The 23,623-nt window shown below is 60.7% G+C and carries 18 protein-coding genes; 12 read left to right on the plus strand and 6 right to left on the minus strand.

The annotated features are described in order from the left end of the window. Positions 1 to 81: 81 nt before the first annotated feature. Both cysK and AD662_RS07795 read left to right on the plus strand, forming a co-directional pair. A complete protein-coding gene (gene cysK, locus AD662_RS07790) occupies positions 82 to 1,056 on the plus strand; it encodes a cysteine synthase A (protein ID WP_018607561.1) in 975 nt (324 codons plus the stop codon). 640 nt (positions 1,057 to 1,696) lie between these two features. Continuing rightward, entirely contained in the window at positions 1,697 to 2,560 is an 864-nt protein-coding gene (locus tag AD662_RS07795; RefSeq protein WP_018607563.1) for a DMT family transporter, read from the plus strand. Positions 2,561 to 2,809: 249 nt separating this feature from the next. On the opposite strand, the gene AD662_RS07800 is transcribed toward AD662_RS07795, so the two are convergent. Further along, complete coding sequence (locus AD662_RS07800; RefSeq protein ID WP_018607565.1) at positions 2,810 to 3,718, minus strand: DMT family transporter; 909 nt, start codon at positions 3,716 to 3,718, stop codon at positions 2,810 to 2,812. 130 nt (positions 3,719 to 3,848) lie between these two features. Between AD662_RS07800 and aceK the strand changes: the two genes are divergently transcribed. The 7 genes from aceK (at position 3,849) to AD662_RS07835 (ending at position 14,982) form a co-directional block, all read left to right on the plus strand. Continuing rightward, positions 3,849 to 5,570 carry a bifunctional isocitrate dehydrogenase kinase/phosphatase gene (gene aceK / locus AD662_RS07805; RefSeq protein ID WP_053178450.1) on the plus strand — a complete coding sequence of 574 codons (1,722 nt, stop codon included), beginning with the start codon at positions 3,849 to 3,851 and terminating at the stop codon, positions 5,568 to 5,570. Between the two features lie 177 nt (positions 5,571 to 5,747). Beyond that, positions 5,748 to 9,659: an ATP-dependent RNA helicase HrpA gene (gene hrpA / locus AD662_RS07810; RefSeq protein WP_053186442.1), complete on the plus strand. Its 3,912-nt coding sequence runs from the start codon at positions 5,748 to 5,750 to the stop codon at positions 9,657 to 9,659. 338 nt (positions 9,660 to 9,997) lie between these two features. After that, complete coding sequence (locus AD662_RS07815; protein WP_053178452.1) at positions 9,998 to 11,119, plus strand: beta-ketoacyl-ACP synthase III; 1,122 nt, start codon at positions 9,998 to 10,000, stop codon at positions 11,117 to 11,119. 184 nt (positions 11,120 to 11,303) lie between these two features. Further along, on the plus strand, positions 11,304 to 11,915 hold the full coding sequence (locus tag AD662_RS07820) for an RNA polymerase sigma factor (RefSeq protein ID WP_018607573.1): 612 nt from the start codon (positions 11,304 to 11,306) through the stop codon (positions 11,913 to 11,915). Beyond that, positions 11,909 to 12,145, plus strand: a complete 237-nt coding sequence (locus AD662_RS07825; RefSeq protein ID WP_053186445.1) for an anti-sigma factor family protein — start codon at positions 11,909 to 11,911, stop codon at positions 12,143 to 12,145. Before AD662_RS07820 ends, AD662_RS07825 begins: the two co-directional genes overlap by 7 nt. Positions 12,146 to 12,404: 259 nt before the next feature. Next, positions 12,405 to 13,715: an OprO/OprP family phosphate-selective porin gene (locus AD662_RS07830; protein WP_053178454.1), complete on the plus strand. Its 1,311-nt coding sequence runs from the start codon at positions 12,405 to 12,407 to the stop codon at positions 13,713 to 13,715. 142 nt (positions 13,716 to 13,857) lie between these two features. Continuing rightward, a complete protein-coding gene (locus tag AD662_RS07835) occupies positions 13,858 to 14,982 on the plus strand; it encodes a GNAT family N-acetyltransferase (RefSeq protein ID WP_053186447.1) in 1,125 nt (374 codons plus the stop codon). Positions 14,983 to 14,998: 16 nt separating this feature from the next. Here the strand turns inward: AD662_RS07835 and aqpZ are convergent, their stop codons facing one another. From aqpZ to AD662_RS07860, 5 genes are all read right to left on the minus strand, one after another. Beyond that, positions 14,999 to 15,688: an aquaporin Z gene (gene aqpZ, locus AD662_RS07840; protein WP_018607581.1), complete on the minus strand. Its 690-nt coding sequence runs from the start codon at positions 15,686 to 15,688 to the stop codon at positions 14,999 to 15,001. 365 nt (positions 15,689 to 16,053) lie between these two features. Further along, positions 16,054 to 17,886 (minus strand): ABC transporter ATP-binding protein, encoded by a 1,833-nt coding sequence (locus tag AD662_RS07845; RefSeq protein WP_014337085.1) that lies wholly within the window; start codon positions 17,884 to 17,886, stop codon positions 16,054 to 16,056. An 82-nt stretch (positions 17,887 to 17,968) separates the two neighbouring features. Continuing rightward, positions 17,969 to 18,532, minus strand: a complete 564-nt coding sequence (locus AD662_RS07850; protein WP_018607583.1) for a peptidylprolyl isomerase A — start codon at positions 18,530 to 18,532, stop codon at positions 17,969 to 17,971. A gap of 4 nt (positions 18,533 to 18,536) precedes the next feature. Then, positions 18,537 to 19,340, minus strand: coding sequence for an alpha/beta fold hydrolase (locus tag AD662_RS07855; RefSeq protein WP_053186450.1), 804 nt, complete (start codon positions 19,338 to 19,340; stop codon positions 18,537 to 18,539). Positions 19,341 to 19,354: 14 nt separating this feature from the next. After that, complete coding sequence (locus AD662_RS07860) at positions 19,355 to 20,278, minus strand: PA3225 family LysR-type transcriptional regulator (RefSeq protein ID WP_003198924.1); 924 nt, start codon at positions 20,276 to 20,278, stop codon at positions 19,355 to 19,357. A gap of 50 nt (positions 20,279 to 20,328) precedes the next feature. Here AD662_RS07860 and AD662_RS07865 point away from each other — a divergent pair, with 50 nt between their 5' ends. The 3 genes from AD662_RS07865 (at position 20,329) to AD662_RS07875 (ending at position 23,562) form a co-directional block, all read left to right on the plus strand. Continuing rightward, positions 20,329 to 20,643, plus strand: a complete 315-nt coding sequence (locus AD662_RS07865) for a hypothetical protein (RefSeq protein ID WP_018607591.1) — start codon at positions 20,329 to 20,331, stop codon at positions 20,641 to 20,643. A gap of 150 nt (positions 20,644 to 20,793) precedes the next feature. Next, a complete protein-coding gene (locus AD662_RS07870; RefSeq protein ID WP_018607593.1) occupies positions 20,794 to 21,393 on the plus strand; it encodes an FMN-dependent NADH-azoreductase in 600 nt (199 codons plus the stop codon). 300 nt (positions 21,394 to 21,693) lie between these two features. Then, the gene (locus tag AD662_RS07875) at positions 21,694 to 23,562 is read left to right on the plus strand and encodes an ATP-binding protein (protein ID WP_053186454.1); all 1,869 of its coding nucleotides are present in this window, start codon (positions 21,694 to 21,696) and stop codon (positions 23,560 to 23,562) included. The last annotated feature ends 61 nt before the right edge of the window (positions 23,563 to 23,623 follow it).

The following is a 23,623-nucleotide window of genomic DNA, read 5'->3' on the forward strand; positions in this document are numbered from 1 at the left end:
AACGTTCGGTGCAACTGGACGACCATGGGCAACAGGCATACCTTTAAAGGCTTAAATTCCCGCCGCATCAAGGACCCAGCCATGAGCCGTATATTCGCTGACAACGCCCATTCCATCGGTAATACGCCACTGGTACAGATCAACCGCATTGCCCCGCGCGGCGTGACCATCCTGGCCAAGATCGAGGGGCGCAACCCAGGGTATTCGGTCAAGTGCCGGATCGGCGCGAACATGATCTGGGACGCCGAAAGCTCGGGCAAACTCAAGCCGGGCATGACGATTGTCGAACCGACGTCGGGCAACACCGGGATCGGCCTGGCGTTCGTCGCCGCCGCCCGTGGCTACAAGCTGATGCTGACCATGCCTGCCTCCATGAGCATCGAGCGGCGCAAGGTGCTCAAGGCCCTGGGCGCGGAGCTGGTGCTCACCGAGCCGGCAAAGGGGATGAAGGGGGCCATCGAGAAAGCCACCGAGATCCTGGCCAGCGATCCTGCCAAATACTTCATGCCGCAGCAGTTCGATAACCCGGCGAACCCGGCGATCCACGAAAAAACCACCGGCCCGGAAATCTGGAACGACACCGACGGCGCGGTGGATGTGCTGGTAGCGGGTGTGGGCACCGGCGGAACCATCACTGGGGTATCGCGGTATATCAAGAACACCTGTGGCAAACCGATCCTGTCGGTGGCGGTCGAGCCTGAGGTTTCGCCGGTGATTACCCAGGCGATGGCGGGCCAGGAGATCAAGCCCAGCCCCCACAAGATCCAGGGGATCGGCGCAGGATTCGTGCCGAAGAACCTCGATCTGTCGATCGTTGACCTGGTCGAGCGGGTCACTGACGACGAGTCCAAGGCCATGGCCCTGCGCTTGATGCAGGAGGAGGGCATTCTCTGCGGGATCTCTTGTGGCGCGGCGATGGCCGTGGCCGTGCGCCTGGCAGAGAAACCGGAAATGCAGGGCAAGACCATCGTCGTGATCCTGCCGGATTCGGGCGAGCGCTACCTGTCGAGCATGTTGTTCAGTGATCTGTTTACCGAGCAGGAAATTCAGCAGTAACCGTGAATTCACTGCGGTGGTGAGGGATCCCTGCTGTGGGAGCAAAGCTTGCTCGCGATAGAGGCGCCTCGGTTTCCTGGCAGACCGCATCATCTTCATCGCGGGCAAGCCTTGCTCCCACAGAAGGCCTGCCTGCAAAGGTTCATATAGCGGTGTTTTGACAGGCGTCAGCCAAGGTTCAGGTAGCGCCTGTTAGAAAGTGTTTATTGCGTTTTACTCAACAGAGAATGTTGCGTCAGACGGTTGCGGCCGGTGTTGGTTGTGGCGGTGCTGACGGCGTTTGGCCATTGGTTGTTCGTTTAAACATTGCGCAGTCCATCGAGCGCTGGTTATAGTCTGCGCTCTTCGGGTTTTCGAACCCCCCTTCACGAGATCGGCTCATGCCTGCATCCCCTGTCATCGCGGTCGTGGTTCCAGCGTTCAACGCTGGCGTCGTGCCGTGTGGGAACCAGCAGCCTGCGCAGATCGGTCAATACCCCCCACCTGTCAGTAGCTCATCGGTGTACGCCTTCGTATCACCGCCGGGTGTTGGCATTCAGGGCTGATCGGCAACGGTTGCCATCCCCTGTGCCCGCCTGAAAAAACTACTGGACTTCAGCTTCGGCTGAGTTGGCTTTTTGCCTGACTACAGGTGGTATCCATGTTTTCCCTTTCCAAAAACGCCTTATTGGCGGCGGCTTCCACGAGCCTGTTCGTTTTACTGTGGAGCAGCGGGGCGATCTTTTCCAAGCTGGGCCTGGCCCACGCTTCACCCTTCGCCTTTTTGCTGATCCGTTTTGCCATCGCGCTGTCGGCGCTGGTGCTGTTGATTCCGTTGCTCAAGTTCAAGCTGCCCAAGACTGGCAAGCCGATGTTGTACGCGGCGACCACCGGGATGGTGCTGCTGGGCGCCTACCAGATCTTTTATCTGCTGGCGCTGCAAATGAGTGTCACGCCGGGGGTCATGGCAACGCTGATGGGTGTGCAACCGATCCTGACCGTGGTGCTCATGGAGCGGCAGCGTTCCTGGTCGCGGATGTTCGGCCTGGCGCTGGGTTTGGTCGGGCTGGTGATGGTGGTGTACCAGGGCATCGGCCTGGCCGGTATGTCCCTGGCCGGGATGCTCTGCGGGTTGCTGGCACTGGTGAGCATGACGGCCGGTTCGATCATGCAGAAGCGCATCACCGACAACCCACTGGGCACGCTGCCGGTGCAGTACCTGGCCGGGCTGGTGCTGTGCGCGGTGTTCGTGCCGTTCCAGCCGTTTCATTTCGAGTACAGCACGGGGTTCTTCGTGCCGGTGTTGTGGATGGGGCTGGTGGTGTCGGTGCTGGCAACGTTGCTGCTGTACCGACTGATCGCCCGCGGCAACCTGGTGAATGTCACCAGCCTGTTCTACCTGGTGCCGGCGGTGACGGCGATCATGGACTACCTGGTGTTTGGCAACCGGCTGGCGTTGTTGAGCTTGCTGGGGATGGTGCTGATCATCGTGGGGTTGGTGTTTGTGTTTCGTAAAAGCCGCTGAGTTTTGGCTGCTCGCTGACTGAACAACCGCCATCGCGGGCAAGCCTTGCTCCCACAGGTCATGTACAAGTCTTGCTCCCACAGGTGATGTACAAGCCTTGTTCCCACAGGTGATGTACAAGCCTTGTTCCCACAGGTCATGTACAAGTCTTGCTCCCACAGGTGATGTACAAGCCTTGTTCCTACAGGTGATGTAGCCCTTGTGGGAGCAAGGCTTGCCCGCGATGGCATCTTTCGCTACACCGATGAACTACCGGGCAGACGCTTCAGCCGGTTTCACAACCGCAGGCTTGAGCACCAACCACAACGCCGCCGCAATCAACACCCCGCCATACAAATGCGCCATCCCCAACGGCTCATCCAGCAGCAACGCCCCCCACAGCACGCCGAACGGCGGGATCAGGAAGGTCACCGTCATCGATTTGACCGGGCCGATGGAACTGAGCAGGCGGAAATAAAGGATGTACGCCAACGCGGTACACACCAGGCCCAGCCCCAGCAATGACAACCAGACGCTCCAGCCACCCCAGCTGGCCGGTGGTTGGCTGATGACGCTGTAGCCAAACAGCGGCAGCAAGAACACCGTGGCGCCGAACATGCTGCCCAGGGCCGAGAGACGGCTGTCCAGGCCCCCTTGCTGATCGAGCCAGCGACGGGTGAGGAAACCGGCGAAGCCGTAGCAGGTGGTGGCCAGCAGGCAGGCGAGGGCGCCCATCAACAATTGCAGGTCGAACGCCACCGGGCCGGCGCGGGTCAGGATGCCGACACCGAGCAGCCCAAGGAAGACACCGCCGACCTTGGCCAGAGTAAGTTTTTCACTGAAGAACAAGCCGCCGATCAACACCCCCATCAACGGCGTGGTGGCGTTGAAGATCGCCGAGTAACCGGCCGGCAGCACCTGGGCCGCCAGCGAATAGAACGTGGCCGGAATGCCGGAGTTGATCAGCCCCAGCCCCATCACGACCTTGAGCTTGCCGCGAAAATTCCAGTCGACGCGCATCAGGGCCAGGATCACCAGCAGTCCGACGAAGGCGATGGACACGCGAAAAAATGCCGTGGGGATGGTGCCAATGACGGGGGCGATAATGCGCATGAACAGGAAACTGGCGCCCCAGATGGCGGCCAGTGACAGTAAACGCAGGATATCGACGAGGTTCACGAGTCATTCCTTCCTTGATTGGGTGGCAAGTGTCGCCGCCCTGAATAGCGATGGCAATGGTTGCGTTGCCGCGTGATTGGCCTCTAAGCTCAGTCGCCAATAACAAGCATGACCCGCCGAGGTTTACCCTATGCCGCAGCCATGGCCCGCCCTCGAAATCGCCCGTTCGATCCTCGACGGCTTCGACGATTATCGTGAGCATTTCCGGCAGATCACCGATGGCGCTCGCGCCCGGTTCGAACAGGCCTTGTGGCTGGAGGCGCAAACGGCTTCGGCGGCGCGCATCAACTTGTATGAAGAAAAAGTCGTCGAAACCGTCGCCAGGCTGCACAACGCCTTCGATGACGAAACACTGATGGACGTGAGCTGCTGGCCGCTGGTCAAGAGCGCCTACATCAGCCTGATCGACCTGCGCTTCGACGATGAGCTGTCGGAAACCTGGTACAACTCGATCTTCTGCGGGTTGTTCAGCCACGACCTGATCAGCGACGGCACCATGTTCATCCACACCACCCGGCCCAGTCTGCGCCGGGCCCGCGCCGCCCAGACCCGCACCTACAAACCCCAGGGGCAGTTGGACCGGATGCTGGCGAGCGTGTTCGCCGATTACCGTTTCAGCGAGGACTACGCCGATCTACCGGGTGACCTGCAGCGCCTCGAAGCGCAATTGCGCGAGAACCTGCCCGACTGGGTCTGCAAGGACCCGGAACTGACGGTGGAGTTGTTTTCTTCAGTGCTCTATCGCAACAAGGGCGCCTACCTGGTGGGCCGGATCTACACCCGCGAGGACCAATGGCCGCTGGTGATCCCGCTGTTGCACCGCGAGGGCCGAGGTATCCAGATCGATGCGCTGATTACCGACGAGGCGCAGGTGTCGATCATCTTCTCGTTCACCCGCTCGTACTTCATGGTGGACGTGCCGGTGCCGGCGGAATTCATCGGCTTTCTCAAGCGCATCCTGCCGGGCAAGCACATCGCCGAGTTGTACACCTCCATCGGTTTCTACAAGCACGGCAAGTCCGAGTTCTACCGGGCACTGATCAACCACCTGGCGAATACCGACGACCAGTTCATCATGGCCCCGGGTGTGCGTGGCATGGTCATGAGCGTGTTCACCCTGCCGGGCTTCAACACGGTATTCAAGATCATCAAGGACCGCTTCTCGCCGTCGAAAAACGTCGACCGGGCCACGGTGATCGAGAAGTACCGCCTGGTGAAAAGCGTCGACCGGGTCGGGCGCATGGCCGATACCCAGGAGTTCGCCGATTTCCGTTTTCCCCTGAGCAAATTCGAGCCGGCGTGCCTGGAGGAACTGTTGGAAGTGGCGCCGTCCACGGTGTCGGTGGAAGGCGAGACGGTGTTGATTCGCCACTGCTGGACCGAACGCCGGATGACGCCGCTGAACCTGTACCTGGAAAATGCCAACCCGGACCAGGTGCGCGAGGCGCTGGAAGACTATGGCCTGGCTATCAAGCAACTGGCGGCGGCCAATATCTTCCCCGGCGACATGCTGCTCAAGAACTTCGGCGTGACCCGCCACGGCCGCGTGGTGTTCTACGACTACGATGAAATCTGCTTCCTGACCGAAGCCAACTTCCGCCACATCCCCCAGCCCCGCACACCGGAAGACGAAATGGCCTCCGAGCCCTGGTACTCCATCGGCCCGCTGGACGTCTTCCCCGAAGAGTTCCCGCCGTTCCTGTTCGCCGACGCCGGGCAGCGCAAGCTGTTCGACCAATTGCACGGCGAGTTGTACAACGCCGACTACTGGAAAGGCCTGCAAGAGGCGATTCGGGCGGGGAAGGTGATCGATGTGTTCCCGTATCGGCGCAAGGACCTGGACAACGAATAACCCGGCAAGAGCCCTCAAAAAACCTGTGGGAGCAAGGCTTGCCCGCGATGAAGATGACGCGGTCTCCCGGGGGACCGAGGCGCCTGTATCGCGAGCAAGCTTTGCTCCCACAGGTTTATTTGTGCGCAAATCTGCGACAATCGCCCCCTGCTCAAACCGACGACCCTTGCGTACCTGATGACTGACCAAGCCCCCGCTATCGACAAGCTGCTGAAAAACCTCGACCACGCCATGCTCGCCGACCGTCACCGGTTGCGGCGCCAGTTGCTCGAGCTGCGCAAGAAGCCCGACGAGGCCAAGCTGGCTCAGTGGGTAACGCGCATGCAAGCGTCGTGCGATCAGGTGCTGGCGCGCAAGGCGAGCCTGCCGGTGATCCGCTACGACGACAATTTGCCGATTGCCGCCAAGCGCGACGAAATCAAGGACGCGCTGCTCAAGCACCAGGTGTTGATCATTGCCGGCGAAACCGGCTCGGGCAAAACCACGCAGTTGCCGAAGATCTGCCTGGAGATCGGTCGCGGCCAGCACGGCTTGATCGGCCACACCCAACCGCGCCGGATCGCCGCGCGCAGTGTGGCGAGCCGGGTGGCCGAGGAACTGGCCACGCCCTTGGGGGCGCTGGTGGGTTATCAGGTGCGGTTCGAGGACCAGAGCGACGCCAACACCCTGATCAAGCTGATGACCGACGGCATCCTGCTGGCCGAGACCCAGAATGACCGCTACCTCGAGCGCTACGACACGATCATCGTCGACGAAGCCCACGAACGCAGCCTGAACATCGACTTCCTGCTCGGCTACCTCAAAACCCTGCTGCCGCGCCGACCGGACCTGAAAGTCATCATCACCTCGGCGACCATCGACCTGAAGCGCTTCTCCAAGCATTTCGATGACGCGCCGATCGTGGAAGTCTCGGGCCGCACCTTCCCGGTGGAAACCTGGTATCGCCCGCTGACCCTGGAGCAGGACGAGGAGGGCAACCGGGTCGAGGACGACTTGACCGTCGACCAGGCGATCCTCGCCGTCCTCGACGAAATCGCCGCCTACGAGCGTAGCGAGCGGCGCAGCCCTGGGGACGTGCTGGTGTTCCTGCCGGGCGAGCGGGAGATTCGCGACGCCGCGGAGATGCTGCGCAAGGCCCAGCTCAAGCACACCGAGATTCTGCCGCTGTATGCGCGACTGTCGCCGGCCGAACAGCAGCGCATCTTCCAGTCCCACCCGGGCCGTCGTGTGGTGCTGGCGACCAACGTCGCCGAAACCTCGCTGACCGTGCCGGGCATCCGCTACGTGATCGACAGCGGCACCGCGCGCATCAGCCGCTACAGCTATCGGGCCAAGGTCCAGCGCCTGCCCATCGAAGCCATTTCCCAGGCCAGTGCCAATCAGCGCAAGGGCCGCTGCGGGCGCGTCGAGCCGGGGATTTGCGTGCGGCTGTACAGCGAAGAAGATTTTCTTGGACGGCCGGAATTTACCGACCCGGAAATCCTGCGCACTAACTTGGCGGCGGTGATCCTGCAGATGCTGCACCTGCGCCTGGGTGAGATCACCGATTTCCCGTTCATCGAACCGCCGGATGGCAAGGCCATCAGTGACGGTTTCAATCTGCTGCAAGAATTGTCAGCGGTGGACCGCAACAGCCAGCTGACTCCGCTCGGTCGTCAGTTGGCGCGCCTGCCGGTAGACCCGCGCATGGGCCGCATGCTGCTGGAAGCGGCCAAACTGGGCAGCCTCCAGGAAGTGCTGATTGTCGCCAGCGCCATGTCGATCCAGGACCCGCGCGAGCGTCCGCCGGAGCGCCAACAGGCGGCGGACCAGGCCCACGCCCAGTGGAAGGACGCAGACTCGGACTTCGCCGGGCTGGTCAACCTGTGGCGCGGTTTCGAAGAGCAGCGCCAGGCCCTGACCGCCAGCCCGTTGCGCAACTGGTGCCGCAAGAACTTCCTCAATTACCTGCGCCTGCGCGAGTGGCGTGACTCCCATCGGCAGTTGAGCCTGATCTGCCGCGACATGCAGTTGAGCCTCAACAAAGAACCGGCCGACTTTCCGAAACTGCACAAGGCGGTGCTCTCGGGCCTGTTGAGCCAGATCGGCCAGAAAACCGAAGACGGCGACTACCTGGGCGCTCGCCAGCGGCGGTTCTGGGTCCACCCCTCGTCGGGCCTGGGCAAGAAGCGTCCGCAATGGCTGATGACCGCCGAGTTGGTGGAAACCACCAAGCTGTACGCGCGCATGGTCGCCAAGATCGAGCCGGACTGGATCGAGCCGCTGGCCGGGCACCTGATCAAGAAAAACCACTTCGAACCCCATTGGGAGAAGAAGCGCGGGCAGGTGGTGGCCTATGAGCAAATCACCCTGTTCGGGCTCATCGTCGTTGGTCGGCGGCCAGTGCATTACGGGCCGGTGGACCCGGTGGTCTCCCGTGAACTGTTCATCCGCGAGGCGTTGGTGCGCGGCGAGATCCAGTCCAAGGCCAAGTGCCTGAGCGCCAATACCCGGTTGCTGGAGCAACTCGACGAGCTGGAAGCCAAGGCCCGTCGCCGCGACATCCTGGCGGACGAGGAAACCCTGTTTGCCTTCTACGACGCGCGCTTGCCGGCCGAGATCCACCAGACCGCGACGTTCGACAGCTGGTACCGGATCAACAGCCAGAAAGACCCGCAACTGCTGATCATGCGCGAAGAAGACGTGCTGGCCCGCGAAGCCAGCGAAGTCACCGCCGCACATTACCCCGACACCTTGCGCGTCGGTGACCTGACCTTGCCGCTGAGCTATCACTTCGAGCCCAACCACCCGCGCGACGGCGTGACGTTGCGAGTGCCGGCGCCGCTGCTGCCGATGCTGCCGCCGGAACGCCTGGAATGGTTGGTGCCGGGGGTGATCGAAGCCAAGTGCATAGCCCTGGTGCGCAACCTGCCCAAGGCCTTGCGCAAGAACTTCGTGCCGGTGCCGGATTTCGTCAAGGCGGCGCTGCAACGCATCACGTTCGCCGAGGGCTCTTTGCCGCAGTCCCTGGGCCGTGAGCTGCTGCGCATGACCGGGGCGCGGGTCAGTGACGAAGCCTGGGCTGAAGCCGCCCAGCAGGTGGAAAGCCACCTGCGCATGAACCTGGAAATCGTCGACGGCCAGGGCAAGTTCCTCGGCGAGGGCCGCGACCTGGCCGAGCTGACGGCGCGTTTTGCCGAAGCCAGCCAGGCGGCCTTGGCCGTGCCGCAAACGGCGAAAAGCCAGGCACCGGTGGAGGCGAAGGTCTTCGCGCCGGTGGCCGAGAAAACCCAACAGAAGATCGCCGGGCTGTCGATGACGGTCTACCCGGCGCTGGTGGAAGAGGGCGGCGTGGTCAAGGAAGGGCGTTTCCCGACGCCGGCCGAAGCCGAGTTCCAGCATCGCCGCGCCTTGCAGCGCCTGCTGATGCAGCAATTGGCCGAATCGGCGAAGTTCCTGCGTGGCAAGCTGCCGGGGCTGACGGAGCTGGGCCTGCTGTACCGCGACCTGGGCCGCATCGACAGCCTGGTGGAAGACATCCTGCTCGCCAGCCTCGACAGTTGTGTGCTCGAAGGCGAAGCGAGCCTGCCCCGTGACGGCGCCGCACTGGCCTCCCTGGCCGAGCGCAAGCGCGGCGGCTGGACCGAGCACGCCGAGCGTCTGGCGAAACTGACCCTGGACATCCTCAAGCTCTGGCATGGCCTGCAAAAACGCTTCAAGGGCAAGATCGATCTGGCCCAGGCCGTGGCGCTGAACGATATCAAGCAGCAACTCAGCCACCTGGTGTACCCGGGCTTCGTCCGCGAAACCCCGCATCAATGGCTCAAGGAATTGCCGCGCTACCTCAAGGCCATCGAGCAACGCTTCGAGAAGCTCGGTAGCCAGGTACAGAAAGACCGGGTCTGGAGCGGCGAGCTGTCGAACCTCTGGGCCCAATATCAGGCCCGCGCCAGCAAACACGCCCAGGAAGGCAAGCGTGATCCGCAACTGGAGCTGTACCGCTGGTGGCTGGAGGAATACCGGGTGTCGCTGTTCGCCCAGCAACTGGGGACCAAGGTGCCGATCTCGGACAAGCGCCTGGGCAAGCAGTGGGGGCAGGTGGAGGGTTGATCAGATAAGTTGGACAGCACCGCATATACCCTGTGGGAGCGGGCTTGCTCGCGAAGGCTGTGGATCAGCTTGCATTTATAGTGAATGTACAACCGCTTTCGCGAGCAAGCCCGCTCCCACAGGGTTTTGTGTCGTAAGTAAGGGAGAATGGGCCAAACGCCAGCGTTTATGGCAAACTTCGCGGCTATAAATGCCGGTCCCGTGGTTTTGAGCTTCAATGCCTCGGGCGGATCGGAATAAAGCGATGCCAGGGCTGCTTCCCCGGATGGAAAAAGTCCCTTTGTGTATTGGTACGTCGGTACCAATACTTTCTGCCTGAACAGATCAGAGACACGACCATGCATAACGTCGTCATCAGCGGCACCGGCCTGTACACCCCGGCCAACAGCATCTCCAACGAAGAGCTGGTGCAATCTTTCAATACCTATGTCACGCAATTCAACGCCGACAACGCCGACGCCATCGTGCGCGGTGAAGTCGAGGCCTTGACCGAATCCAACGCCGCGTTCATCGAAAAAGCCTCCGGCATCAAGAGCCGCTTTGTCATGGACAAGGACGGCATCCTCGATCCACAACGCATGACCCCACGGTTGCCCGAGCGCTCCAACGACGAATGGTCGGTGCTGTGTGAAATGGCCATCGGTGCCGCGAAACAGGCCCTGGAGCGCGCCGGCCGCACCGTCGCCGACATCGACGGGGTGATCGTCGCCTGTTCCAACCTGCAGCGTGCGTACCCGGCCATCGCCATCGAAGTCCAGGAAGCCCTGGGCATCGAAGGTTTCGGTTTCGACATGAACGTGGCCTGTTCCTCGGCGACCTTCGGTATCCAGGCTGCGGCCAACAGTGTGCAACTGGGCCAGGCCCGGGCGATCCTGATGGTCAACCCGGAAGTGTGCACCGGCCACCTGAACTTCCGTGATCGTGACAGCCACTTCATCTTCGGCGACGCGGCCACCGCCGTGATCATCGAGCGGGCGGACCTGGCGACTTCGCCGTACCAGTTCGACGTGGTCAGCACCAAGCTGCTGACCAAGTTCTCCAACAATATCCGCAACAACTTCGGCTTCCTCAACCGCGCCGCGGAAGAAGGCGCCGGTAGCCGCGACAAGCTGTTCGTCCAGGAAGGCCGCAAGGTGTTCCGCGACGTCTGCCCGATGGTGGCCGAGCTGATCGGTACCCACCTGGAAGAAAACCAGCTGAACGTTGGCGAGGTGAAGCGCTTCTGGCTGCACCAGGCCAACCTGAGCATGAACCACTTGATCGTGCGCAAACTGCTGGGACGCGAAGCCACCGAAGCGGAGGCGCCGGTGATCCTCGACCGCTACGCCAACACCAGTTCGGCGGGTTCGGTGATTGCATTCCACACATACCAGGATGACCTGCCCAGCGGCTCGGTTGCCGTACTCAGCTCGTTCGGCGCCGGTTATTCGATTGGCAGCGTGATTTTGCGCAAGCGTTGATCCACTGTTGCTGCGTCGAGTTTTTTTGTGGGGGCAAGTCCTTGTGGGAGCAAAGCTTGCTCGCGAAACAGGCGACTCGGTTTATGGAGGACCGCGTCGCCTGCATCGCGGGCAAGCCTTGCTCCCACAAGTCTTGCTCCCACAAGCTGCAACAACCGCGATCTATCCAGCAATAGGGCGTTGAATGACGATCACCGATGACACCCTCCTGCTCCAACGCCTCCTGGCCGGTGAGCAGCAGGCCTACAAGGAGCTGGTCAGCGCCTACCAGAGCCCGATGCGCGCGGTGGCCTATGCCATCGTCGGCAGCCGCCATGCCGATGAAGTGGTGCAGGACGCGTGGTTGTCGGTGGTACGCAATCTCAGTGGGTTCCAGGGCCGTTCCAGCCTCAAGACCTGGCTGTTGACCATCACGGCCAACGCCGCCAAGGGGCGCTACAAGCAAAACCGCCGGGAAGTGCTGCTCGATGACCTTCCGTCCCCCCACGGTACCCTGGGCGATGATCGTTTCGCCGCCGATGGTCATTGGCTGCTGGCGCCGTTCGCCTGGCACCAGGACACGCCCGAGGCGCTGCTCACGATGAGCGAATTGCGCGATTGCCTGGAAAACACATTGCTCAGCCTGTCGGAACTGCAAGGCAGCGTGCTGACCCTGCGGGAACGTCAGGGCCTGGAACTCGACGAGATCTGTAATCTCCTGGACATCTCGCTCTCCAATGTACGCGTGCTGCTGCATCGAGCCCGACTGAAGGTCTTCGCGACTGTTGAACATTTCGAGGAAACCGGCGAATGCTGACCTGCAAGGAACAAGTGGCGCGCTCCAGCGACTATCTCGACGGACAACTGAGCTTTCGTGAACGCCTGATGGTGCGCCATCACCTGATGTTCTGTGCCAAGTGCCGGCGTTTTATCCGCCAGATGCGCCTGATGCAGGCGACCCTCAAAAAACTGCCGCAACCACCGATTTCCGACCTGGATCACCTCGCCGAGAAACTCGCCGCCGAGCGCCGCAAAAACATCCGCTAAACCCGTAGGAGCTGTCGAGTGCAACGAGGCTGCGATCTTTCCCCTAACGATTGAGTATCAAGCGAAGAGGCAAAAGATCGCAGGCTTCGCCAGCTCCTACGGTTATTCCCATTCGAAGTAAAAAGTTCCGCTGTCATAAAATCTTTATCTGGTAGCAACTCCCCTGACACAACCCATCGCCAAGATCCCCTCCCAACACCAGCGGGCCCAGTTCCGCGTGTTTTCTAACGGCATAGACTACCAACAGGGGAATTCTTCGATGATTCGCAAGCACTTCGCAGGTGTTGCCGCCAGCGCACTGGCAATGGCAGTAACCGCCCAGGCTTTCGCCGGCACCGTCACCACCGATGGCGCCGATATCGTGGTCAAAACCAAGGGCGGCCTTGAGGTCGCTACCACTGACAAAGAGTTCAGCTTCAAGCTCGGCGGTCGTTTGCAGGCTGACTACAGCCAGTTCAAGGGGATCTACACCGACAATGGCGACAAGGCCGATGCCGCTTACATCCGCCGCGGCTTCCTGGAGCTGTCGGGCGTGCTGTACACGGACTGGGCCTACACCATCAACTACGACTTCTCCCATAACAGCGGCGACTCCGATAACGGCTACTTCGACGAAGCGTCCCTGGCCTATAACGGCTTCAAGCCGGTGTCGATCAAAGTCGGTCGCTTCGACCCCGACTTCGGCTTGGAAAAAGCCACCAGTTCCAAGTGGGTGACCGCGCCTGAGCGTAACGCCGCCTACGACCTGATCGACTGGGCCAACGGCCATCAGAACGGTCTGGGCATCCAGGCTTCCAGCACCTTCGCCGATTCTTTCTACGCCTCGGCCGGTGTATTCAGCAAAGACACCGACGACACCGACGGCAACAGCATCAAACAAGCCAACGGTCGTTTCGTATTCGCCCCGATGCACGAAGCCGGCAACGTGCTGCACTTCGGCTTGAACGTGGCCTCGCGTGACGTCTCCGACACTGCGTTCGATGCGCGTTATCGCTCCCGTCTGGGCATGCGTGGCGTCGAGACCCTGGGCGGCAACGATGCCGGTCCTAACGGCAACCGTCCGGTGCTGGGCGGCGCCAACAACTCGCCGGCCGGCTCGTACGACACTGACACCGCTTTCGGCCTGGAAGCCGCTTTCGCCATGGGTCCTGCGTCGATCCAGGGTGAGTACATCTCCCGCAAGACCAAGGCTGACAGCGCCGCCTTCGAAGACCTCAAAGGCCACGGCTTCTACGTCCAGGGTGCCTACACCATCACCGGTGAGTCCCGCGGTTATAAAGTCGGCAAGTTTGACGCGATCAAGCCTCAGAACAAATCCATCGGCGCCTGGGAAGTGTTCTACCGCTTCGACAGCATGACCGTCGAAGACGACAACATCACCACTGCCTCGGCCACCCGTGAAGTGGGCGATGCCGAAGCCAAGGTGCACAACCTGGGCGTGAACTGGTACGCCAACGAAGCGGTGAAAATCTCTGCCGCTTACGTCAAGGCCAAGACCGACAACGTGACCAACGCCAATGGTGATGACAGCGGCAAAGGTGTGGTTGTCCGTGCCCAGTACGTGTTCTAAATCGCGCTGACTTGATACACCGCTCTGACTTCATCCGTTAAAGCGCTCCTTTGAACCCCGCCTCTGGCGGGGTTTTTTTATGTGCGCCCGGTCAGGATCGGCGATACTCGCTCCATCCGTCGTCTGGCTATCGAGTAACCGCATGCCGCTTCACGTCTTGGACAGCCTGTCCGCCATCGCGCCGCACGAGTGGGACGCACTGGTGCCCGCCAACCAGCCTTTCCTGCGCCACGCCTTCCTCAGCACCCTGGAAGACAGTGCCAGCCTGGGGCCGAGTTCCGGTTGGCAAGCCGAGCATTTGCTGCACATTGAGGACGGTCGTCTGCTGGCGGCCTTGCCCAGTTACCGCAAGTGGCACTCCTACGGCGAATACGTGTTCGACCATGCCTGGGCCGACGCTTGCGCCCGCGCCGGCATCGAGTACTACCCCAAGCTGCTGACGGCGGTGCCGTTCAGCCCGGTCAGTGGCCCGCGGTTGCTGGCAGCGCGCGCGGAAGATGGCCTGGAGCTGTTGGGCAGCTTGCCGGGGTACCTGGAGATCGAAGGGCTCTCCAGTGCCCACATCAATTTCACCGATGCCTTCACCGACGCGGCGCTCGTCGGGCAGGAAGGTTGGCTACAGCGGATTGGCTGCCAGTATCACTGGCAAAATCGCGGCTATCGGGACTTCCAGGATTTTCTCGATGCGCTCAGTTCCCGCAAGCGCAAGCAGATGCGCAAGGAGCGCGAACAAGTGGCGGGGCAGGGCATCGACTTCGAATGGCTCGAAGGTCATCAGTTGGACGAGGCGCAGTGGGATTTTGTCTACGCCTGTTACGCCAACACCTACGCGATACGACGCCAGGCGCCCTACCTGACCCGAGCGTTCTTCAGCCTGCTGGCCGAACGCATGCCCGAGGCCATTCGCGTGGTGCTGGCCAAGCAAGGTTCGCGGCCGGTGGCGATGGCGTTCAGCCTGGTGGGTGGCGACAGTTTCTATGGACGTTATTGGGGCTGTCTGGCGGAGTTCGACCGCCTGCACTTCGAGACCTGTTTCTATCAAGGCATGGACTACGCGATTGCCCACGGTTTGCAGCGCTTTGACGCCGGTGCCCAGGGCGAGCACAAATTGATTCGCGGGTTCGAGCCGGTGATTACTCGCTCATGGCATTACCTGCGCCACTCCGGTTTGAAAGCTGCGGTTGAAGACTTTCTCGCCCGGGAACAGGAGGGTGTGCTGGCTTATGCTGAAGAGGCGAAGACAGCACTGCCTTATCGGCAGTGCTGATCTTCGCGGGTGTGACTCAGCGGTTTTCCTGGCCCAGCCAGCGGTACGAGACACCGCCGATGACGGCGCCCAGCAGCGGCGCCACCCAGAACAGCCACAGTTGCTCGATCGCCCAGCCACCGACAAGCAGCGCCGGACCGGTACTGCGGGCCGGGTTGACGGACGTGTTGGTGACCGGAATCGAGATCAGGTGAATGAGCGTCAGGGCCAGGCCGATGGCAATCGGCGCCAGCCCTGCCGGCGCACGTTTATCGGTGGCGCCGAGGATGATCAGGATGAACATCGCCGTCATGACCAGCTCGGTGACAAAACCGGCCGGCATCGAATACCCACCAGGGGAATGCTCGCCGTAACCGTTCGCGGCCAGGCCGGACGCAGCCAGGTCAAAGCCTTCCTTGCCGCTGGCGATGAAGTAGATCAGCGCCGCGGCCAACACGCCCCCTATGACTTGGGCAATGATGTAGGCAGGCAACTCCCTGGCCGGAAACCGCCCGCCCACGTACAAGCCCACCGACACCGCGGGGTTCAGGTGGCAACCCGAGATATGCCCGATGGCGAACGCCATGGTCAACACCGTCAAGCCGAAGGCCAGGGCAACCCCCAGCACGCCAATCCCTGAGGCAGCCAATACCGCGCTGCCACAGCCGCCCAATACCAGCCAGAACGTACCCAACAACTCAGTCGTTGAACGTTTGAGTAAAGACATAAGTATCCTTGATAAGACAGTCGTGATAATCGGTTATGCATCCAGCAGCATTACGACAGGTTCATCTCCAGAACCTGGGCTGAGTACAGCAGAGTGCGGCGACAAATCCAGCGACAAAAAAACCGCCAGCGTCATGGACGGTGGCGGTTTTGGCCGTGGTCGGTGGGGAGTATGTGGTTGCGGTGTGGGCTAAATGGATCCTGGACAGAATTTTTCAGAATGGCGTTCGGACACTGGGCTGTGGGAGCAAAGCTTGCTCGCGATGCAGGCGCCTCGGGCCATCCGGGAGACCGCGTCATCTTCATCGCGGGCAAGCCTTGCTCCCACACGATCCCACACCTCCTGCCTGTAGAGGCCAACCCGACTCAGTCGATCCCCACGAACCCACCCGTCTGATGCTGCCACAGCCGCGCATACAACCCGCCATGGGCCAGCAACTCGGCATGGCTGCCGGTTTCGGCGATGCGGCCATTCTCCAGCACCACCAACCGGTCCATCCGGGCGATGGTGGAGAGGCGGTGGGCGATGGCGATCACGGTCTTGCCTTGCATCAAGGTCTCGAGGCTTTCCTGGATCGCCGCCTCGACTTCCGAGTCCAGCGCCGACGTCGCTTCGTCCATGATCAGGATCGGCGCGTCCTTGAGCAGCACCCGTGCGATAGCGATGCGTTGGCGCTGACCGCCGGACAGTTTCACGCCGCGCTCACCCACATGGGCATCGAAGCCGGTGCGGCCTTCGGCGTCCGACAGCAGCGGGATGAACTCATCGGCCCGGGCCTTGCGCACGGCTTCCCAGAGTTGCGCATCGGTGGCGTCTGGCTTGCCGTAGAGCAGGTTGTCGCGAATCGAACGATGCAGCAGCGAGGTGTCCTGGGTAATCATGCCGATGCGCTCGCGCAGGCTTTCCTGGCCGACTTCGGCGATGTCCTGGCCGTCGATGAGGATACGCCCGCCCTGCACGTCATAGAGGCGCAGCAGCAGGTTGACCAAGGTGGATTTACCCGCGCCGGACGGGCCGATCAGGCCGATTTTCTCGCCGGGCTTGATGGTCAGGTTCAGATCGCCGATCACACCGCTTTTCTTGCCATAGTGGAAGTCCACATGCTCGAAACGCACCTCGCCCCGGGCCACGGCCAGGGGCTTGGCCTGGTCACGGTCGGTGACACTGACCGGCTGGGCGATGGTCTGCAGACCGTCCTGGACCATGCCGATGTTTTCGAAGATGCCGGTGACGACCCACATGATCCAGCCGGACATGTTGACGATGCGGATCACTAGCCCGGTGGCCAACGCGATGGCGCCGACGCTGATCAGCGACTGGGTCCACAACCACAGCGCCAGGGCCGTGGTGCCGACGATCAGCAGCCCGTTCATGCTGGTGATGACCAGGTCCATGCTGGTCACCACGCGGCCAGCCAACTGGGCTTTTTCGGTCTGCTCCTGGATGGCTTCGCGGGCGTATTGCTGTTCGAAATTGGTATGGGCGAACAGCTTCAGGGTGGTGATGTTGGTGTAGCCATCGACGATCCGCCCCATCAGCTTGGAGCGGGCATCGGACGACACCACCGAGCGCTCCTTGACCCGTGGTACGAAATAGCAGAGTGCGCCGATGTAGGCGGCGATCCACATCAGCAGCGGGATCATCAGGCGCCAGTCGGCTTCGGCGAACAGCACCAGGGAACTGACGGCGTAGATCAGCACGTGCCACAAGGCATCCACGGCCTGCACCGCCGAGTCACGCAGGGAGTTGCCGGTCTGCATGATGCGCTGGGCGATGCGCCCGGCGAAGTCGTTCTGGAAGAAATTCAGGCTCTGCTTGAGCACGTAGCTGTGGTTCTGCCAGCGAATCAGGCTGGTCATGCTGGGGCTCAGGGTCTGGTGCACGAGCAGGTCATGCAGGGCCACGAAGATCGGCCGGAAAACCAGCGCCACCACGGCCATCCAGGCCAGTTCCAGGCCATGGACCTTGAAGAAGTCGACGTTGGGCGTGCCCTGGGTCAGGTCGATGATGCGGCTCAGGTAGCTGAACAGCGCCACTTCGATCAGCGCGCCGATCAGGCCGACCACCAGCAGTACGGCGAAGCTGGGCCAGACCTGTTTCAGGTAATAGGTGTAGAAGGGCAGGACGCGATTCGGTGGGGCCGAGGTCGGGGCGTCGCGGAAGATATCGATCAGTGTTTCGAAACGGCGATAAACCATCAGTCAATGCCCTGGCAAGGGCTCTCCTTTTTGCTATGGGCGGCGCGGGTCACCGCGCCGCCCAGGCTTGCCGTGTGCCTCTTCAGTCGATGCGCTTGGCCGACTTGATGAGCACAGGGTCGATCGGCACGTTTTGCATGCCTTGTTTGGTCGTGGTCTGGGAGTTGACGATGATGTCCACCACGTCCATGCCCTTGACCACTTTGGCGAACACCGCGTAACCGGCGTCACGGCCCGGATCGAGGAAGGCGTTGTCGGCCACGTTGATGAAGAACTGGCTGGTGGCCGAGTCCGGGTTGGACGTGCGGGCCATCGACAAGGTGCCACGAACGTTGTGCAGGCCATTGCTGGCTTCGTTCTTGATCGGTGCCTTGGTGTCTTTTTGCTGCATCTGCTGGGTAAAGCCGCCGCCCTGGGCCATGAAGCCCGGGATCACACGGTGGAAAATCGTGTTGTTGTAGAAGCCGCTGTCCACGTACTCAAGGAAGTTCTTGGTACTGATGGGGGCCTTGACCGGGTCCAGTTCGATTTCGATCTGGCCGTTGGTGGTGTCCAGCAATACATGCGGTGCCTTGGCGGGTGTCGCGGCCATCAGGTTGGCGGCAAACAGTACGGTGCCGGCGGCAAGGGCGAGTTTTTTCAGCATGGGGTCAGAGATCCTGAGTGGTGGAATCGGTTGCGGTCAAAAAGTCGAGCAGGGTTTGGTTGAAGCGTTCGGGTTGATCCAGCGGGGTAGCGTGCCGTGAATCGGCGATGACCACCAGCCGTGCGTCGGGCAGCCGTTTTACATAGGCTTCTTTCAGCGCCACCGGGGTGTAGTCGTGGTCGGCGCAGATGACGAGGGTTGGACAGGCAACCTGCGAAAGTCGTTCCTGAACGCCCCAGCCTACGATCGCATCGAAGCTGGCGAGATAAGCACGTTTGTCGTTCTTTGCCCAGCGTCGGGCCATTTCCAGGCGTAACTCGGTTTGTTCGGGCTTGGGGAATAACTTGGCGCCGAGGGCCTTGCCGATGGTCTCCAGGCTGAGCAGGCGCATCAGGCTCCAGCGCTTGAACCATTGCCAGCAATCGTCGAGCGTGCGGACCTTGACCTCTGGCGCGCTGTTGACGATGCACAGGCTTTTGACCCGTTCTGGCTCATCCACCGCCAATTGGAAACAGATCATGCCGCCCATGGACCAGCCCACCAGGTGCACCGGGCCCAGGTCCAGGTGATCGATCAGGGCGCTCAGGTCGGCGCTGAAACCTTCGATGCTATAGCGCTCGCGGGGTTTGTCGGAACGACCGTGGCCGCGCACATCCACCACGATCAGGTGGTTATGGGCGGACAGCACCGGGATCTGCTTTTCCCAATCCCGGGTACTGGAGCCCAGCCCGTGGACCAGCAGCAAGGGCGCGCCGTGGCCGTATTCCTCGTAGTGCAGGTTGCAACCTTCGTGTGCAAAATAGGCCATGGTCGAAGTCCTTGTCAGGCTTGTTCTGGGGCGGCGAACGGCGCATCCAGTGGCGCGGTGTCGAAGGTGCGCAGCAATTCGATCAGGATCTGCGTGGCCGGGCCAAGGGGTTTTTCCTTGTTCGAATACAGATAGAAGCTTGGGTTGCGGCTGCCGCCCTGATCCAAGGGTAGCTGTTTAAGCGTGCCTTCCTTGAGTTCCCGCTCAATCATGTGCCGGGGCAGCCAGGCGAAGCCCAGGCCGCTGCCCACGAAAGTCGCGGCGGTGGCCAGGCTGCCGACGGTCCAGCGCTGCTCGGCACCGAGCCAACCCACGTCGCGAGGTTGCTGGCGTCCGGAGTCGCGGATCACCACTTGCAATTGGCTTTCCAGATCCTGGAACGTCAGCTCGCGGTTGAGGCGATGCAGGGCGTGTTCGGGATGGGCCACCGCGACGAATTCAACGTCGCTCAATTCGGCTCCCAGATAGCCAGGAATGCTGAAGCTGCTGATGGCCAGGTCGGCCACGCCTTCGAGCAGCACTTCTTCGACACCCGACAACACTTCTTCGCGCAGCCGCACCCGGCAGCCACGGCTTTGTGGCATGAACGCCGTCAAGGCGCGAACCAGGCGGGCGTTGGGGTAGGCCGCGTCGACCACCAGGCGCACTTCCGCTTCCCAGCCTTGCTCCATGTGGTGGGCCAGGTCTTCCAGTTGGCTGGCCTGTTTCACCAGTTGTCGCGAGCGGCGCAGCAGCACACCGCCGGCTTCGGTCAACACGGCCTTGCGCCCATCGATGCGCAGCAACGGTACGCCGAGCTGATCCTGCATGCGGGCCACGGTGTAGCTCACTGACGACTGGGAGCGATGCAGCACTTCAGCGGCCTGGGCGAAGCCGCCGTGGTCGACCACGGCCTGCAAGGTGCGCCATTGATCAAGGGTCACGCGGGGCGCTTTCATATCGGGCTCCTCTTGTCCTAAGCTGGCAGTCCCTTGGTGGAGACTGCCGAATGAAGAAAATCTGTTGTGTGGTGCTGGCCTTGCTGCCACTGACTGCGTTTGCCTACCCGATCGATGTGGAAAAACACCTCAACGGCCTGAGCATCGACTACAACGCCTATGACACCGATGCCGACATCGGTTCCATCCAGGTCAACAACTACGGCAGCACTGACGCGGCCTGCACCGTGGTCTTCAGTAATGGCCCCGAGGCACCGCGCACCCGCAAGCTCGAAGTCGCCGCCGGCAAGTTCAAGAACGCCACGGCCAAGTTCAACCGCAACATCATCAAGCTGCGCATCAAGCTGACCTGTCAGCCGAAATAGCCCGGCAGCGGGGCAGGCAATATTGCTTGCTCCGCTTATAAACGAATTTATCGATGCTTTACAGCAGTTATTTGCGCTTTTTCATCGATATGCTCGCGTTTAACCTTCACTCCATCGACTGACAACATTCTCAGATGGAGCCTACAAGCCATGTCCCGCGTTCTGATCATCGAAAGCAGTGCCCGCCAGCAAGACTCGGTGTCCCGTCAACTGACCCAGACCTTCATCAGCCAGTGGAAAGCGGCGCACCCGGCCGACGAAATCAGCGTTCGCGACCTGGCCATCAACCCGGTGCCGCACCTGGATGCCAATCTGCTGGGTGGCTGGATGAAGCCGGCCGAGCAGCGCAGCGACGTTGAAAACGCCTCGCTGGAGCGCTCCAACCAACTGACCGATGAGCTGCTTGCCGCTGACGTGCTGGTGATGGCAGCGCCGATGTACAACTTCGCCATCCCCAGCACCCTGAAAGCGTGGCTCGACCATGTGCTGCGTGCCGGCGTGACGTTCAAATACACCCCCACCGGCCCTCAAGGCCTGCTGGCCGACAAGCGCGCTTTCGTGCTGACCGCCCGTGGCGGCATTCATGCCGGCGGCAGCACTGACCATCAAGAACCCTACTTGCGCCAGGTCATGGGCTTCATCGGGATCCACGACGTGACCTTCATCCATGCCGAGGGCATGAACCTGGGCGGCGACTTCCAGGAGAAGGGCCTGAATCAGGCCAACGCCAAACTGTCCCAGGTCGCCTGATCCGTTAATCCTCAGGTAATCGCCAAGTGGTCTAGTGGCTTGGCGCTTCCCTTCAAACCGTTTTGCGCATCGAACCTCCCTTTGCACTTATTGCTCCTGAGTGCATCAGCCCGATTGAACGCTTTAGCGAGATCGGGCTTTTTTTTGGGGAACAGAAATAACCACCACCTAAACATGAACGACCCCTCAAGCCTTGAGGGCTGGGAGATAGGCAGGCCGTAAACTCACTCGGATTGGGCAAGTCTGTCGATGTCTGGCTGTGGTACTTTATGCGCCGAATTACAGTAGGGAGGCTGTGATATGTTAAAAATCAAACGGCAAACATGGGCCTTATTTCTGGTCTATCTCATAGGGGCAGGTGGCTATATCTACTACCTCTATGTCGAGACGCAAAGCGTCCTTACTGACAACATTAATAATAAATTGCTGCATGCCGCGCTGGGTGCTTCGGCTATCCTCGGCGACCGTTACCATGACAATCTGGTCGATAAACAATCCAAATCGCAAGCGCAGGACTGGGATACCATTCAGCGCCTCTCCGGCTTCAACGAGTCCATGGGCACTGCTTTTGTCTATAGCGTGATCAAGCGAGGTGCAAAGGCCTACCTGGTCAGTTCCAGCGCATCGAAAAAAGAAATTCAAGAGAATAATTTCGTGCGTTTCTTCGACCCTTATCCCGATGCCAGCCAGGCTTTACTCGATAGTTTTAAGCGTACCGAACCAACCTGGATCGACTACTCGGATCATTGGGGTGATTTTCGCGCGGTCTTTGTCCCCTTAAAATCACAAGACGGTACGGTGTATGTTGTCGGGGCGGAAGTTACCTTGGCGGACTACTACCAACAACTTAATCATGACTCCCTGTACCACATCATCCTGGCCATCCTGGTATTTCTCGCTTTCCTCCTTTTACGCATGCGCGCTCATCTCCAGCACCTGCGAGTCAATGAGCAGGTATTGAATCAGGCAAAAAATGCCGCCGAAGACGCCGATCGTTCAAAAACCAGCTTTCTGGCAACCATGAGTCATGAAATTCGCACCCCGATGTACGGTGTCATTGGCGCGACCGAGTTATTGGCCCGGTCCGCCCTCGATCCCGAGCAACGCCGTCTTCTCACAACGATTCATTCCAGTGGACGGACCCTGCTGTCTCTTATCGATAACATTCTCGACCTGGCAAAAATCGAAGCGGGCAAACTTGAATTGAAACCTCGTGTTTTCGAAGTGAGAGCACTGGTTTCATCCTGTATGGAGCTAATCCGGCAAAATATCCAGGACAAACTCATAGTGCTGGAGGCGCAGTTTTCCCCGGACGTACCGCCTTTGGTCAAAACCGATATGGACTGCCTTCGCCAGATATTGATCAACTTGCTGGGCAATGCGGTCAAATTTACCGAAGTCGGAAAAATATCGCTCCTGGTCACCACCAGCGGTTACGGCTCTCAAGCGTGGCTCGACTTCTCCATACGTGATACCGGCATCGGTATCCCCGCCGAACGGCAAGACAATCTGTTCAAGCCCTTTGCCCAGTTCAAAGGGCCGGCTAGCCAACGCTTCACGGGGAGTGGGTTGGGTCTTTCGATCTGTAAGAACCTGCTCGAGGCGCAGCAGGGGACTTTATCGTTCACCAGCCAGCCAGGTGTCGGCTCGACATTCTCTTTTTCTCTCCCCATGGCGCTTTTTTCAGTCTCGGAAATACCCGATAGGGATGATCATGTGGCGGTTGGCTTCGACTCGTCTTTTGCCGAGGATTATCCGCTCGATATCCTTCTGGTGGAGAACCATTCGGTGAGCCAGAAAGTGGCCATGGCGATGCTACACGAGTTGGGTTATGCACCCGACCTTGCGTCAGATGGCCTGGAAGCGGTCAATCGTTGCATGGTTTCGACGCCAGAGATCATTCTGATGGATATCAACATGCCCGTGATGGATGGGATGGAGGCGGTGCGTAGAATCCGCGAGTTACCCCAGGGCGATACTTGCTACATCGTTGCTTTCACCGCGAGTGTTTTTTCCAGCGAGATAGAACGTTTCAGGGCCGCTGGTGCCGATGACATCTTGACCAAACCGGCCAACTTCCAGGCGCTGACCCGAGTGCTCCAGCGTGCCGCCAACCACCGGCACCAGCGTCAGGCCAATTCTTGGGTCGTGGATGAAGTTCCGAGTTAGTGGGGAATCTGTGGGAGCGAGCTTGCTCGCGATGGCGGTGGGTCAGAAATAGAGAGGCTGA

This window comes from Pseudomonas kilonensis, from assembly GCF_001269885.1.
Taxonomy (GTDB): Bacteria; Pseudomonadota; Gammaproteobacteria; order Pseudomonadales; family Pseudomonadaceae; genus Aquipseudomonas; species Aquipseudomonas kilonensis.

Bases quoted from the DNA above. Each gene is read 5' to 3' on its own strand.
- cysK (WP_018607561.1), top strand. From the start codon at position 82: ATGAGCCGTATATTCGCTGACAACGCCCATTCCATCGGTAATACGCCA.
- AD662_RS07795 (WP_018607563.1), top strand. From the start codon at position 1,697: ATGTTTTCCCTTTCCAAAAACGCCTTATTGGCGGCGGCTTCCACGAGC.
- aceK (WP_053178450.1), top strand. From the start codon at position 3,849: ATGCCGCAGCCATGGCCCGCCCTCGAAATCGCCCGTTCGATCCTCGAC.
- hrpA (WP_053186442.1), top strand. From the start codon at position 5,748: ATGACTGACCAAGCCCCCGCTATCGACAAGCTGCTGAAAAACCTCGAC.
- AD662_RS07815 (WP_053178452.1), top strand. From the start codon at position 9,998: ATGCATAACGTCGTCATCAGCGGCACCGGCCTGTACACCCCGGCCAAC.
- AD662_RS07820 (WP_018607573.1), top strand. From the start codon at position 11,304: ATGACGATCACCGATGACACCCTCCTGCTCCAACGCCTCCTGGCCGGT.
- AD662_RS07825 (WP_053186445.1), top strand. From the start codon at position 11,909: ATGCTGACCTGCAAGGAACAAGTGGCGCGCTCCAGCGACTATCTCGAC.
- AD662_RS07830 (WP_053178454.1), top strand. From the start codon at position 12,405: ATGATTCGCAAGCACTTCGCAGGTGTTGCCGCCAGCGCACTGGCAATG.
- AD662_RS07835 (WP_053186447.1), top strand. From the start codon at position 13,858: ATGCCGCTTCACGTCTTGGACAGCCTGTCCGCCATCGCGCCGCACGAG.
- aqpZ (WP_018607581.1), bottom strand. From the start codon at position 15,688: ATGTCTTTACTCAAACGTTCAACGACTGAGTTGTTGGGTACGTTCTGG.
- AD662_RS07845 (WP_014337085.1), bottom strand. From the start codon at position 17,886: ATGGTTTATCGCCGTTTCGAAACACTGATCGATATCTTCCGCGACGCC.
- AD662_RS07850 (WP_018607583.1), bottom strand. From the start codon at position 18,532: ATGCTGAAAAAACTCGCCCTTGCCGCCGGCACCGTACTGTTTGCCGCC.
- AD662_RS07855 (WP_053186450.1), bottom strand. From the start codon at position 19,340: ATGGCCTATTTTGCACACGAAGGTTGCAACCTGCACTACGAGGAATAC.
- AD662_RS07860 (WP_003198924.1), bottom strand. From the start codon at position 20,278: ATGAAAGCGCCCCGCGTGACCCTTGATCAATGGCGCACCTTGCAGGCC.
- AD662_RS07865 (WP_018607591.1), top strand. From the start codon at position 20,329: ATGAAGAAAATCTGTTGTGTGGTGCTGGCCTTGCTGCCACTGACTGCG.
- AD662_RS07870 (WP_018607593.1), top strand. From the start codon at position 20,794: ATGTCCCGCGTTCTGATCATCGAAAGCAGTGCCCGCCAGCAAGACTCG.
- AD662_RS07875 (WP_053186454.1), top strand. From the start codon at position 21,694: ATGTTAAAAATCAAACGGCAAACATGGGCCTTATTTCTGGTCTATCTC.